This is a genomic window from Microbacterium sp. cf046 (assembly GCF_900114345.1).
Classification (GTDB): Bacteria; Actinomycetota; Actinomycetes; order Actinomycetales; family Microbacteriaceae; genus Microbacterium.
In genome coordinates this window covers 588,266-601,925 of the sequence record NZ_FOZJ01000003.1, presented here as the reverse complement: position 1 = coordinate 601,925, position 13,660 = coordinate 588,266, and the positions used below count along the sequence as shown (strand labels likewise).

10 protein-coding genes are annotated in these 13,660 nt (G+C 70.4%); 5 read left to right on the top strand and 5 right to left on the bottom strand.

What is annotated here, in order from left to right; all coding sequences use genetic code 11:
- The first annotated feature begins 34 nt into the window (after nt 1-34).
- From BM349_RS15200 to BM349_RS15180, 5 genes are all read left to right on the top strand, one after another.
- Entirely contained in the window at nt 35-2,101 is a 2,067-nt protein-coding gene (locus tag BM349_RS15200; RefSeq protein WP_091707908.1) for an NAD(+) synthase, read from the top strand.
- A gap of 50 nt (nt 2,102-2,151) precedes the next feature.
- The gene (locus BM349_RS15195) at nt 2,152-3,366 is read left to right on the top strand and encodes a serine hydrolase domain-containing protein (protein ID WP_091707905.1); all 1,215 of its coding nucleotides are present in this window, start codon (nt 2,152-2,154) and stop codon (nt 3,364-3,366) included.
- Nucleotides 3,367-3,448: 82 nt separating this feature from the next.
- A complete protein-coding gene (locus BM349_RS15190) occupies nt 3,449-4,912 on the top strand; it encodes a phytoene desaturase family protein (protein ID WP_091707903.1) in 1,464 nt (487 codons plus the stop codon).
- Nucleotides 4,913-4,916: 4 nt separating this feature from the next.
- Nucleotides 4,917-6,422, top strand: coding sequence for a lipase maturation factor family protein (locus BM349_RS15185; protein WP_091707901.1), 1,506 nt, complete (start codon nt 4,917-4,919; stop codon nt 6,420-6,422).
- Nucleotides 6,419-6,976 (top strand): phosphorylase family protein, encoded by a 558-nt coding sequence (locus BM349_RS15180; protein ID WP_091707899.1) that lies wholly within the window; start codon nt 6,419-6,421, stop codon nt 6,974-6,976. Before BM349_RS15185 ends, BM349_RS15180 begins: the two co-directional genes overlap by 4 nt.
- A 33-nt stretch (nt 6,977-7,009) precedes the next feature.
- Here BM349_RS15180 and BM349_RS15175 read toward each other — a convergent pair whose 3' ends face one another.
- From BM349_RS15175 to BM349_RS15155, 5 genes are all read right to left on the bottom strand, one after another.
- Nucleotides 7,010-7,198: a hypothetical protein gene (locus BM349_RS15175; protein ID WP_091707896.1), complete on the bottom strand. Its 189-nt coding sequence runs from the start codon at nt 7,196-7,198 to the stop codon at nt 7,010-7,012.
- A 30-nt stretch (nt 7,199-7,228) separates the two neighbouring features.
- Nucleotides 7,229-10,228 carry an AAA family ATPase gene (locus BM349_RS15170; protein WP_091707893.1) on the bottom strand — a complete coding sequence of 1,000 codons (3,000 nt, stop codon included), beginning with the start codon at nt 10,226-10,228 and terminating at the stop codon, nt 7,229-7,231.
- A gap of 10 nt (nt 10,229-10,238) precedes the next feature.
- Complete coding sequence (locus BM349_RS15165; RefSeq protein ID WP_091709402.1) at nt 10,239-11,393, bottom strand: exonuclease SbcCD subunit D; 1,155 nt, start codon at nt 11,391-11,393, stop codon at nt 10,239-10,241.
- Between the two features lie 67 nt (nt 11,394-11,460).
- Entirely contained in the window at nt 11,461-13,002 is a 1,542-nt protein-coding gene (locus BM349_RS15160) for an MFS transporter (RefSeq protein WP_175525325.1), read from the bottom strand.
- Between the two features lie 111 nt (nt 13,003-13,113).
- Nucleotides 13,114-13,527 carry a PNPOx family protein gene (locus BM349_RS15155; protein WP_091707891.1) on the bottom strand — a complete coding sequence of 138 codons (414 nt, stop codon included), beginning with the start codon at nt 13,525-13,527 and terminating at the stop codon, nt 13,114-13,116.
- Nucleotides 13,528-13,660: the final 133 nt, after the last annotated feature.

Below are 13,660 nucleotides of genomic sequence, written 5' to 3'. Positions count from 1 at the left end.
CCAGACCGGGCGCGGATGCTGACAGACTGGTGCCATGAGCCTCCCGTTCGAGAGCGCGTATCGCCACGGATTCGCGCGCATCGCGGCCTGCACGATCCCGGTCGCGATCGCCGATCCGGTGCGCAACGCCGACGCGGTGCTCGCCTCCGCGCGCGAGTGCGATGCCGATGCGGTCGCCGTGGCCGTCTTCCCCGAACTGTGCCTGACCGGTTACGCGATCGACGACCTGGTGATGCAGGATGCGGTCCTCGATGCCGTCGAGGCTGCGCTGCAGCGCCTGGTGGCGGCATCCGAGGAGCTCTTCCCCATGCTCGTCGTCGGCGCGCCGCTTCGCCATCGCAACCGCCTCTACAACTGCGCCGTGGTCATCCACCGCGGCGAGCTGCTCGGCGTGGTTCCGAAGTCGTATCTGCCCACGTACCGGGAGTTCTACGAGCGGCGCTGGTACGCGCCCGGTGACGACCAGGTCGGGCAGGACATCCGGATCGCGCATCTCGAGGCGCCGTTCGGACCCGATCTGCTCTTCGAGGCGCTCGACGTGGAGGGCTTGGTCGTGCACGCCGAGGTGTGCGAGGACGTCTGGGTGCCCATCCCGCCGTCGTCCTCCGCCGCCCTTGCCGGAGCGACCGTCCTGCTGAACCTCTCCGGCAGCCCGATCACCATCGCGCGCGCCGAGGACCGCAAGATCCTCTGCCAGTCGCAGTCGCTGCGCTGCCTCGCCGCCTACGCGTACGCGGCCGCCGGGGCGGGCGAGTCGACCAACGATCTGTCGTGGGACGGCCAGACCTTCGTCTACGAGGGCGGAATGCTGCTCGCCGAGACGGAGCGCTTCCCGCAGGGCGCGCGCCACTCGATCGCCGACGTCGACCTGGACCGCCTGCGCCAGGACCGGCTGCGCCAGGGCACGTTCGACGACAACCGCCGCGCCGAGCACGCCGACGCGATGTTCCGCAGGGTGCACTTCCAGCTCGATCCGCCCGCGCGCGACATCGGCCTGCGCAGGACCCTCGACCGGTTCCCGTTCGTGCCCGACGATCCGGCGCGTCTCGCCCTCGACTGCTACGAGGCCTTCAACATCCAGGTCTCGGGGCTGGTGCAGCGGCTCGAGGCGATCGGCGGCCCGAAGCCCGTCATCGGCGTGAGCGGCGGTCTGGACTCGACGCATGCGCTGCTCGTCGTCGCGCGGGCGATGGACCGGATGGGACGGCCGCGCAGCGACATCCTCGCCTACACGATGCCCGGCTTCGCGACCTCCGAGCACACGAAGTCCAACGCGATCGCGCTGGCAGAATCCATCGGCGCGTCCATCGAGACGATCGACATCCGGGATGCCGCCAACGAGATGTTCGAGAAGATCGGCCACCCCTTCGCCGACGGTGAGCCGGTGCACGACATCACGTTCGAGAACGTGCAGGCCGGCCTGCGCACCGACTTCCTGTTCCGGCTCGCGAACCAGCATGGCGGGATGGTCATCGGCACGTCCGACCTCTCCGAGCTCGCGCTGGGCTGGGCGACCTACGGCGTCGGCGACCAGATGAGCCACTACGCCGTGAACGCCGGAGTTCCCAAGACGCTCATCCAGCACGTGATCCGCTGGGTCATCGCCGACCCCTCGGTCGAGGTGAGCGACCGCGCGAAGGACGTGCTGCAGTCGGTGCTGGACACAGAGATCAGTCCGGAACTCGTCCCTGCCGGGCAGGACGGCACGCTGCAGTCCACGGAGGACCGCGTCGGGCCGTACGCCCTCCACGACTTCACGCTGTTCCACATCGTGCGATACGGGCTGCGCCCGTCGAAGGTCGCCTTCCTCGCCGCACGCGCGTGGGCGAGGGCGGATGCCGGGGCGTGGCCGCCCGGATTCCCCGCCGACGATCGCTATGCGTACGACCTTCCGACGGTGACGAAGTGGCTGCGCGTGTTCCTGCAGCGCTTCTTCGCGTTCGCGCAGTTCAAGCGCTCGGCGATCCCCAACGGGCCGAAGGTGTCGCCGGCCGGCTCCCTCTCGCCGCGAGGCGACTGGCGCGCTCCGTCGGACGGGAACGCGGCGGTCTGGCTCGCCGAACTGGACGCGGCGCTGCCTCATCTCGCACCGAAACGGTAACGCTTTCCACGCAGGCGGGCGGCACTGTGGGGCGCCGATAGCATTCAGCCATGAGAGCCACAGTGCTGTGGGGTGCCGTCGTGATCGCCGCAACCATGACGTCGATCTCCGCCTGTACGGCAGGTCCCCCCGAGGATGCCGCGAGCCCGTCCGAGAGCGCTCCGGCTGCTGATGGCGCGGAGTGTCCGGACGGCACGTCGGAGGCCGAAGCGCTGTGCGTCGCCGACACCGACGAAGCCCGAGCGGCCGCGGACGTCGTGCGCTCCGTCTTCGAATCGGAGTCGCTCGGCTCGGTGATCATCGGTGTCTGGAGAGCGGGCGACCCGCTGCTGGTCGGCGCGCTCGGCGAGACGCTCACCGGTGTGCCCGCGACGGTGGACATGCATCATCGCACGGGCAACGTTGGCCATTCGATGGTCGAGACCGTGCTGCTCCAGCAGGTCGAGAAGGGCACGGTCGCGCTCGACGATCCACTGTCGAAGTACCTGCCGGACCTGCCATCGGCCGATCAGATCACGATCGACATGGTCGCGCACAGCACATCCGGATACCAGCAGTACACGATCGTCCCCGAATTCCAGTCGAAGCTGTATGAGGACCCGTTCGCGCGGTGGGACATCGACGACGTCATCGCCTACGGCGTCGACGGCGGACCGATGTACACGCCGGGGACCGACTGGAACTTCTCGGACACCAACATCCTGATCCTCGCCCAGGTGCTCGAGGTGGCGACCGGCACTCCCATCGCCGACCTCGTCCAGGAGGGCATCTTCGATCCCCTCGGCATGGACGAGACGACGTCGCCTGCGAATGCCTACCTGCCCGACCCGATCCTGCACGCCTACACGGGCGAGCGCGGAGTGTGGGAGGAGGCGACGTTCTGGGAGCCGTCGTGGACGTCGTTCGCCGGCGGGTGGGGCTCCACGCAGGACGACCTGCGCACGTTGATCGAGGCGGTCGGAACGGGCGCCCTTCTCTCGGACGAGAGCCATGAGATGCAGCTCGCCCCGACCAGCGTCGGTCTCGGCACGAACACCGACGAGCGCTACTACGGCATGGGGATCTCGGTCGTGAACGACTGGCTGCTGACGGCTCCCGGGCTTCAGGGCTACCACGCGTCGGTCGGCTATCTGCGTGATCAGGAGCTGACGGTGGTCATCTACTTCACGACCACCCCGGAGTACGACACCTCGAACCGGTCCACACTGCTCTTCGAGCCGCTGAGTGCGATCCTCGCGCCGGAGAACGCGGTGGATCTGGGCTGACCGCTCGCAGCGGGCCCGTAGCGTCGGGCGCGGTTGCTGTACAGCCCCTCGATCGCGCGCGCGGCGGTGGGAGGATGAGGGCATGGCCAGGCGCGCGACTGTCATCGGCAGCGGGCCGAACGGACTCGCCGCCGCCGTCGCCCTCGCCCGAGCGGGATACGACGTGCGCGTGCTGGAGGCCTCCGAGAGCATCGGCGGCGGCGCACGCACCGCCGAGCTGACGCTTCCCGGGTTCCTCCACGACGTCGGCTCGGCGGTCCATCCCGCGGCCCTCAGCTCACCGTTCTTCCGGGCGTTCGGACTGCGGCAGCGCATCGAATGGATCGCGCCGGAGATCTCCTACGCGCAGCCGCTCGACCGCGGCCAGGCCGCGATCTCCTGGCGAGACCTCCAGCGCACCGCGCGCGATCTTGGTCGCGACGCGTCCGCATGGCTGGCGGTCATGCGGCCGCTCAGCTCGCACCTCGACGCGGTGGTGGATTTCACCGGGTCGCAGCTGCTGCGCATGCCGCGGCATCCCCTCACGACGGTCCGGTTCGGGCTCCGGGCGCTGCAGCTCGGCACGGATCTCGGACGCGGCACGTTCAGAACCGAGGAGGCGAACGCCCTGCTGAGCGGAGTGTTCGCGCACGCCAACAGCCGCCTGCCGTCGCTGAGCGCCGCCGCGTCCGGCCTGTTCCTCGCCGCGCACGCCCATGCGGGCGACGGATGGGCGTTCCCCCGCGGTGGAGCCCAGCGGATCGCGGACGCGCTCGTCGACGACCTCAGGGCGCACGGCGGCGAGGTAGTCACTGGGCACCGTGTCACTTCGATCGACGAGCTCGATTGGGGAGACCCGGCCGCCGGCGACCTGCTGCTGCTGGACACGTCCCCGCGCCTGCTGCTGACCCATCCCGCCCTGCCGCCTCGGTACGCGCGCGCCATCGCGCGCTACCGTTACGGTCCTGCCGCGGCCAAGGTCGACTTCGCGCTCGACGGACCCGTGCCGTGGCGGCATCCGGACGTCGCGCACTCCCCCACCGTCCATCTCGGCGGGACGCGTGCGGAAGTCGAGGCGAGCGAGAACGCGGTCGCACGCGGGACCATGACGGACCGCCCCTACGTCCTCGCCGTGCAGCCGTCCGTGCTCGACCCGACAAGAGCCCCGGACGGCAAGCAGGTGCTGTGGGCCTACATTCACGTTCCCGCCGAGTCGGCGCTCGATCCGACCGAACCGGTCATCCGGCAGGTGGAGCGGTTCGCTCCGGGGTTCCGCGACCGGATTCTGGCCTCGCACGCCATGACCGCCGCCAAGCGGGTCGCGTTCAATCCATCCGACATCGGCGGCGACATCCTCGGAGGGTCCTTCACCCTCGCACAGGCGATCCGCCGGCCGATCGTCTCCACGGCACCCTGGCGCACGCCGCTGCGTGGCGTGTACCTCGCGTCGGCGGCGACACCGCCCGGCCCGGGTGTGACGGGCATGCCCGGCTGGTACGCCGCCCGACAGGCGCTTCGCGACACCGCCGGTGTGCGGGTCGACCCCGCGGATCTGTTCCGGACGTGAGGTCGTGGACGGTTTCGCGGCAGTCGACTTCGAGTTCGCTCGGCAGATGCTGCAGCGAGGCATCGCCGCGCTGTACCTGGTCGCCTTCATCTCGACGCTGAACCAGTTCCGCCCGCTCCTCGGCGAGCGCGGCATGCTGCCGGCGCCCGAACTGCTCGACTGGGCGCGCACATCCGAGCGCGCCGCACGACTGCTGCGGCCGACCGTGTTCCGGTGGGTTCGCTACACCGATCGACGCCTGGTCGGGCTGTGCATCGGCGGCATCGTGGTCTCGGCGATCCTGGTGTGCGGCATCCCGCAGCTGGCGCCGCCATGGGTGCCGATGATCGCGTTCCTCATCCTGTGGGGCGCGTACATGTCGATCGTGAGCATCGGGCAGACCTTCTACTCGTTCGGGTGGGAGATGCTGCTGCTCGAAGCCGGCTTCCTCGCCGCATTCCTCGGCTCGGATGCGCAGCCCCCTCCGACGGTGGTCATCGTGCTGTTCTGGTGGCTGCTGTTGCGGCTCGAGTTCGGCGCCGGCATGATCAAGATCCGCGGCGGGAGCGAGTGGCGCGACCTCACCGCGCTCACCTATCACCACGAGACCCAGCCGATGCCGGGGCCGCTCAGCCGGCAGGCGCACCTGCTGCCCCGCTGGTTCCACAAGGGCGAGGTGATCGGCAACCACTTCGCGCAGCTCGTGGTGCCGTGGTTCCTGTTCGCCCCGATCCTCGGGCTGTGGGTTCCCGGCCGGGTGCCGGCGGTCGTCGGCGCCGTCGCTGCGGCGATCGTGATCGCCACCCAGCTCTGGCTCGTGGCGACCGGCAACTTCGCGTGGTTGAACTGGGCGACGATCGTGATCGCGTTCTCGGCGATCGGCATCCCGGGCATCGGAACTCCCGCCCGACCGCCGGAAGCGTCATCGCCGCCTTGGCGGATCGACGGTCTGCCGCTGTACTGGCTCATCGCGACGAGCGCGGTCGGCATGCTCTTCGTCCTGCTGAGCTGGCCGGCGCTGCGCAATCTGTTCGCGCGACGGCAGCTCATGAACGCGAGCTTCAACCGGTGGCAGCTCGCGAACGCCTACGGCGCGTTCGGCACGGTGACCAGGGAGCGCATCGAGATCGTCGTCGAGGGAACAGTGGACGGTGATCCGGATGCCGCGACCTGGGTCGAGTACACCTTCAAGGGCAAGCCGGGCGAGATCCACCGCATCCCCCGTCAATTCGCGCCCTATCACCTCCGGCTGGACTGGCTGATGTGGTTCCTGCCGCTCGGCCACCCGCTGGAGGACTGGTTCACGGTGTTCCTGGTCAGACTGCTCGAGGCCGACCCGCGCACGCTCCGGCTGCTCGCGGCCGATCCGTTCGACGGCGCGCGTCCGCGCTGGGTGCGCGCGGTCTCGTATCGCTACAGGTTCACCACCCGCGCCGAGTTCCGGGAGGACCATGCTCGATGGCGCCGCGACCGCGCGCGACCGGTGATGGGTCCGGTGGCTCTGCGGGAGCCTGGCAGGATGGACCGGTGAAACTCCTCGTCGCGGCCCTCGAAGCCGAGCTCGTCGCCTTTCCGCCCGAGCTGCCCGGTTTCGATCGACTGGTGACCGGACCCGGCAAGCTCCAGGCGACGTATGCGCTCACCCGCGCGCTGGATGCACGCGAATACGACGAGATCGTCGTCGTCGGCACGGCCGGGGCGATCGATGCCCGGCTGGACGGCGTCGTGTACGAGATCGACGCGGCGATCCAGCACGATGTCACCGACATCGACGGGATCGTGGGTCAGCACGTGTCGCTTCCGGCGCGCGTGGACCTCGGTCGAGAGGGCGTCACGATCGCGACCGGTGACCATTTCGTCGACGATGCCGAGGCGGTCGCCGTGATCCGCCCGCTCGGCGCCGGCATGGTCGACATGGAGACCTACGCCTACGCCTGGGTGGCTGCGCAGTTCGACGTGCCGATCCGCGTGATCAAGGCGGTGTCGGATCGCGCGCAGGACGACGCGATCACCGACTGGCGGACGGCCGTCACCGCCTGCAGCGTGCAGCTGCGCGCATGGATGCTCGCCGAGTACGGCGTCTGACCCGGACCGTCGCGAACCGGCGGCCGCGGACTCTCAGGAGTCCGAGTCGCCGCTGTGCGAGAAGATCATGCGCAGCACGAAGAACACGATCACCGCGACGACGGCGACGATCAGGAGCTTGACGAGGAACGCCAGCACCGAGAACAGCACTGTCACCAGGAACCACGCGATCAGCACTGCCACGATGACGCCGACGATGGTCCAGATCGTTCCCTTGTTCACGACTCCAGCCTAGATCGCGGGCGCGGCACGTCAGACCGTCGGGACGAGATCCTGCCGGATGACGCTCGGACCCTGCGGCGTCGCCTCTACGATCAGCTGCGCCGGAAGCTGTTCCTTCATCGCCTGCACGTGGCTGATGAGTCCGACCGTGCGCCCGCCCTGCCGGAGCTCGTCGAGCGTGCGCATGGCGAGGTCGAGCGTGTCGTCGTCGAGCGAGCCGAAGCCCTCGTCGATGAACAGCGTGTCCAGTCTCACGCCGCCGGCGCGCGCGGTGACGACCTCCGCCAGCCCGAGCGCGAGTGACAGGGACGCGAGGAAGGTCTCGCCCCCCGACAGCGACTGCGCCGGCCGCGCGTACCCGGTGTGCGCATCCATGATCTCGAGCCCGAGTCCGGATGCGGCGCCCCGTGCGGCACGTGCGTCGGTGTGCTGCAGCCGGTACCGCCCCGAAGACATGTCGTCGAGGCGGAGGTTCGCCGCCTCGACGATCTCCTCGAGCTCGGCGGCGAGCACGAACGATTCGAGGGTCATGCGATGGGTGTTCGGTGCCTTGCCGGCGACGGTGTTGGCCAGGCGGGAGATGACCGCGTGCTCCTGCACGAGTCCGGAGATCTCCGAATCGGCCTGCGAAGCGCGCATCAGCAGGTCGCGCAAGCGGGTGAGCGTCTGCGCCGCGTGGGCGGCGGCATCCACGGTCCCACTCCAGCGCTCCCGCGCATCGGCGAGTGCGGTCGCGGTGATGGTGAGGTCCACGAGCTCATCAGGAGCACCGGCCAGAGCGAGTTCCAGATCGCGGAGTCGGTCGCGCTCGGCGCGGAGCGCGGCATCGTGCTCGCGGATCCGCTCGTCGAGCGCTGCCCGGGATGGCGCGTCGCGAAGCGCGGCCGTCGCGTCCTCGACGCCGGCGAAGTCGGATGCCGCGACCCGCGCGTCCCGGTCGGTGCGGGCATCCTCCGCCGCAGCTCGGCGCACCGCCGAATCGGCGTGGGCGTCGGCCAAGGTCTGGCCGAGGCGGCGGCGGCGGGTCGCGTCCGCGATGCGCTCGGCGACCGTGCGGAACGGCCCCCGAGCCGCAACGACGGCACGACGGGCACCGGAGACGTGCTCGACCAGTGCGGCGAGCGCCTCGCGCGCGGCCGCGAGCTCGGCCGCGAGCTCCACGCGTTCGGCCGCCGCGGCGGCATCGGCCTCGACGAGCTGCCGGCGCGTGGCGCTCAGTCGCTCGCGTGCCGTCGCCGCCTGCTCGGCCGCGGTGACCGCGGCTTCGGCGAGCGCCAGCGCGGTGCCGAGGGTTTCGGGGTCCTCCCCGCCCGCGCGCGCGGCTGCCGCACCGTGAGCGGCCCGCGCATCGCGGGCCGCCTCGGACGCCGCGCGTTCCGAAACCGCCGCGGCATCCTTGACCAGTTCGGCTTCGGCGAGGTCGCCGTCCGTGACGGGCTCGACTGTCGCCTCGGCCGGGCGAGGGTGCTCGGTCGACCCGCACACGGAGCATGCCTCACCGTCGACGAGCGCGGCGGCGAGCTCGCCCGCATGCCCGGCGAGCCGGCGACGGAGGAGTGCGGTCATCGCAGCCGCCGACTGCTCGAGCTCGACGAGCGTCGCGGCGTGCGCGGTGTCGGCATCCCGCTGGGCGGATGCGAGCCGCGCCGCTTCCTGGGCGGCCGCGAGGCGTGCGGTCAGTTCGGTGAGCTGCGTCCGGGCCGACGCGTGCGTTCCGGCGATTTCGGCCAGGGCGGCGAGCTCCGCATCGATCTCTGCGGCCCGCGCAGGAAACCCCTCGCGGTGCGCATCGATCGCCGCAAGGAGTGCTTCGAACTCTCCGATGCGAGTGCGCGTCTCTCCGATCGCCGACTCCGACGCGTCGAGGTCGCGCTCCTGCGCCGACGCCGCCGTCGCGACGGCGAGGTCGCCGGCCAGTTCGTCGATTCGGATGGCGACGCCTGCGGCATCCGCGATCTCACCCGCCGCGACCCAGGCCGCCAGCGCCGCCGTTTCGACTTCGGCGGCTGCAGCGGAGGCGTCGGCCGCACGCGCCGTCGACTCGATCGGCGCGCGAAGGGCCTCGGCCGCCGTCGCCCGGTCGAGCGTCTCGCGATCCGTCGCCACGGTCGGCGACTTCGCCTCGAGCGCGGCGAGTGCTCCTCGGGACCGGGCGCGCTGCTCCTGCATCTCGCGGAGGGACTTCGCCGCGCTGTGCGAGACATCGGCTGCCCGATGCGCGGCATCCGCGGCATCCCGCTCGCGGACGAGCGTGTCCGCGCGATAGGCGGCCCGCTGCACAGCGCGCTCGCCGGCGGCGAACCGGGCGGGAGTCCCCTCCGCGGAGACGGACCCGTCTTCCCCGTCGCCGCCGAGACCGTCGGCCTCGATGAGGCGCTCCGCTTCGCCGAGGAGCAGGAGCACGCCGTCGCCGGCCGCGGCGAGGGCACGCTCGGCGTCCCTGCGTCGCAGTTCGAGCGCGTTCTGGTAGTCCTCGTACGTGCGGGTCCCGAACAGCTTGCGAAGGAGGCGCTGCCGGTCGTCGTTCTTGGCGAGCAGGAACTCGGCGAACCGGCCCTGGGCGAGCAGGATGACCTGGAGGAACTGCTGCTGATTCAGCCCCAGGATCTCGTCGAGCTCTCGCGCGACATCGACGGGTCGGGCGGCGCGGCCCACCCACGAGCCGCTCACGAGTTCGTCGAGCTGCGCGCGGTGGGGCTCTGTCGTCAGGCCGTTTCCGCGCTGCTTCGGCCGCTCGTACTCGGGCGATCGGGTCACCCGCCACCGGGTGCCGGCGGCGCTGAATTCGACGGTCACGGATGTCGGATCCTCCGGAGCGCAGTGGTCGCTGCGCAGCCGCTTCTCGGCGCCGTCGTACCGCGGTGCGCCGCCGTAGAGGGCGAAGCAGACGCCGTCGAGCACGCTCGACTTGCCCGCTCCGGTGCGTCCGGCGATCAGGAAGATCCCGTCGGCGGCGAACGCGTCGAAGTCCACCACCTGCCGCTCGCGGAACGGACCGAACCCCTCGAGCTCGAGCCGGTGGAGCCTCACGGTGTCACCATCACGATGTCGCCTCCACGAGCGAGCGCTCGTCGATCACATCGCGGATGACCTCCGCCTCGGCATCCGTCGCACCCTCGCCGTCTCGCACGTGAGCCAGGAACGCATCGACGAGCTCGGCGTCGCTGCGCGCCGCGCGGACGCGGCGGGAGTAGGTGAGCCCGTCGGGGCCGCGAACGCCTTCGGGCGTGTGCATCACCGTCGCGCAGAACGCGAATCTGGCCTGCAGGCGCCGCATCGGATCGGGCTGAGGGGTGGGGTCTGTGTACTGGGCGCAGACCCACGCGTCTTCGTGCGCCGCGAATCGCGGGTCACCCAGGAGCTCGTCGAGGGATGCGCGGATCGTCGAGAGCCGGCGCGGGACGGGGAGTTCGATCCACTCGACGGAGGCGAGCCCCTCGGCGTCGAGCTCGACGAGCCACGAGCCCCGCGGCTTGTCGGCCTCGCCGAAGCTGTAGTGCAGCGGTGCGCCGGCATAGCGCACGCGCTCCGAGATCTGCTGTCTGCCGTGGATGTGCCCGAGCGCGACGTAGTCGGGGCCGTCGAAGACCGACAGCGGCACCACGTCGAGGCTCCCCTGCCGGATCTCGCGCTCGACACCGGGAGTGGCCTCCACACCCGCCGCGAAGCAGTGCGAGATCGCAACGGAGCGGCCGCCGCGCTCTGCGAGATCGCTGCGGACCAGTCCCATGGCGTGCTCGACCGCCGCGCGCTGGGAGCGCAGATCGGTCTCGGCCCAGAGATGGCGCACCAGCGCCGGCTCGAGGAACGGGATGCCGTAGAAGTGCACCGGACCGTGCTCGTCGTCGATCGAGATCGGGGTGCCGGCGGAGAGCGGATCGGTCACGACGTGGATGCCGTCTCGCAGCAGCGCGGACTGGAAGCCGAGCCGAGCGGCGGAATCGTGGTTTCCGCTCGTCACGACGATGTGCGCACCGGCATCCGAGATCGCGCGCAGCGTGTCGCTGAGCAGTGTGTAGCACGCGGCTGCCGGAGCCGCTGAGTCGAACACGTCACCGGCCACGATGACCACGTCGACGTCGTTCTCGCGCACCTGCACGGCCAGCGTCTCGAGTACGCCGCGCAGCGCCTCGAGCGTGGAATGCCCGTGGAACGACCGGCCGATGTGCCAGTCGGAGGTGTGCAGGATGCGCATGCTCACACGGTACGTGCGGCGTGCGACATCACCCCCGAGGCGGGCGGGCGGTTCGCCCATCGCGAGGTCAGCTCGAGCGCGCCTTCTTGCGACGGCGCGAGCTCAGGTCGACGACTGAGATCAGGAAGGCGAGGGCGACGAAGATCGCGACGGCGATCATGCCGTAGGCGTAGGCGTCGTGATAGACGACGATGTCGGGCGAGTCGCCTCCGCCTTCGCGATAGATCGTCGCGTAGAACAGCGAGAGTGCGACGGCGGTGCCGACCGAGGTTCCGATCCGCTGACCGAGCTGGCCGATCGAGCCGGCGACGCCGCCCTGCTTGACCGGGATGTCGGCCAGCGTCAGGGTCTGGTTCGGCGACATCACGAGACCGCCGCCGATGCCGCCGATCACCATCACCCCGGCCATCACCCACGCCACCCACTGCGCGGGGACGAACAGCGCGGCCGAGGCGAGCCCGGCGACGCAGGCGAGCACGCCGACCAAGCCCCAGACCACCACGGGGCGACCGTACGTGCCGACGAGGTTGCCGCCGATCCACGAGAACACGGCGCTCGCCAGGGCGAACCCGATCGTGACCATGCCGGCGTAGACCGGCGCGAGCCCCACACCGGTCTGCAGGAACAGGGTCGTCAGGAGGAACAGGGCGGGCAGCGCGGTGAAGTACGCGCCGATCAGCAGCGTCCCGTTGCGGAACGACGAGACGCGGAAGAGCACGAACCTGATCAGCGGCTGCTTACCGGTGCTCTCGTAGTGCCGCTCCCACGCGACGAAGGCACCTGCGAACAGCACGAAGGCGACCAGCAGCCACCAGCGCCGAGGATCATCGTCGGGGGATCCGGTCGTGAACAGGAACGGCCACATGAGCGACAGCACCGCGAGACCGAACAGGAGCACTCCGAACGGGTCGAACGACAGGGCTCTGCGGGACCGCGTGCGCGTCTTCGGAAGCACCCACGCGGCCAGGGCGATCGCGATGATGCACAGCGGCACGTTCATCCAGAAGATCAGTCGCCACCCGTCGGTCGGTCCGCCGATCAGGATCAGCAGACCGCCGATCGTCGGGCCGAAGGCCGTCGCGATGCCGATCGTCGCGCCGAACAGCCCGAAGGCGCGGCCGCGCTCCTTGCCCTGGAAGAGCTGCTGGATCAGGCCGAGCACCTGCGGCATCTGGATGCCGGCCGCGACGCCCTGCAGCAGCCGGGCGACCATGAGCATGAGCGGACTGACGGCCAGGGCGCACGCGAGGCTCGCGACCGTGAACAGAGACAGCCCGACGATGAACAGCGCGCGTCGCGAGCGCTGATCGCCCAGCCGCCCCATCGGCACGAGTACGAGGCCGAAGGTGAGGACGTACCCCGAGACGATCAGCTGAAGCTCGGTCGACCCCGCGCCGAGCGCAGCCTCGATGGACGGAAGTGCGACGTTGACCTTCGACAGGTCGAGGATCGTGATCCCGGCGACCGCCACGCACACCCAGAACGCCCGCCAGCGCTGCGGTGAGGTCAGGACGATCTCGGTCGTGGGCGGATGGGCCTGGGAGCCGGCGTTCGCGCTCGCGCCCCTCGTCGCCGTGGCGGGGGTCTGCGCTGTACTGGAGTCCGACATTCAGCCCAGGCTATCGCCGGAGCGGATGCCGGGGGTCGGGCGTGCGGGTGCTGAGCGTCGGGTCAGCACGTGCTGTCGCTCTTCGACGGTGTGCGCGCTCGCGGCCGCGGCTCAGGGAGCGGCATCCGGGACGAGCTCGACATCGAGCCGACGGAAGTCGTGGCGGCGGAGGAGTCGCAGGATCGCCGAGCGAGGACCGCCGAATGCGCGGAGGCCCTCCTCGGCGGGAATCGTCTCGACGGAGACGATTCTGTAGGTGCGGCCCCGATGGACGATCTGACCGCCCCCGGCGACGACGTTGCGGTACCAGTTGACCTGATCGCCGTAGGTGAGCTCCGCGACGAGGAAGCCGCCGCCGAGCGGATCGCCGGCCAGGATCAGCGGCGTCTCGAATGTGCGACCGCTCTTGCGGCCGACGTGTCGCACGAGCGAGAACGGACCGCGGCCCCGCTTGGCGGCCCGCAGCGTGAGCGGGTTGAGGGTGCGGTTGAGCAGGTCGAGGTATGCCTTCTTGAAGCGACCCATCGCGCGCCCTCCATCGGTCGTCGTCGGTTCCATTGTGCGCGAGCGGGTGGTGAAGGTGGCCGAGGGTCGGAGGCGAGGTGGGGTTCCGATCGCGCATGGGGTCGCGCGAGCGATGTCGGAGGCCCCTCGTACA

What these genes read in the sequence shown, in the direction of transcription:
- BM349_RS15200 (WP_091707908.1), top strand. Translation starts at nt 35, where the DNA reads ATGAGCCTCCCGTTCGAGAGCGCGTATCGCCACGGATTCGCGCGCATC.
- BM349_RS15195 (WP_091707905.1), top strand. Translation starts at nt 2,152, where the DNA reads ATGAGAGCCACAGTGCTGTGGGGTGCCGTCGTGATCGCCGCAACCATG.
- BM349_RS15190 (WP_091707903.1), top strand. Translation starts at nt 3,449, where the DNA reads ATGGCCAGGCGCGCGACTGTCATCGGCAGCGGGCCGAACGGACTCGCC.
- BM349_RS15165 (WP_091709402.1), bottom strand. Translation starts at nt 11,393, where the DNA reads ATGCGCATCCTGCACACCTCCGACTGGCACATCGGCCGGTCGTTCCAC.
- BM349_RS15160 (WP_175525325.1), bottom strand. Translation starts at nt 13,002, where the DNA reads ATGTCGGACTCCAGTACAGCGCAGACCCCCGCCACGGCGACGAGGGGC.
- BM349_RS15155 (WP_091707891.1), bottom strand. Translation starts at nt 13,527, where the DNA reads ATGGGTCGCTTCAAGAAGGCATACCTCGACCTGCTCAACCGCACCCTC.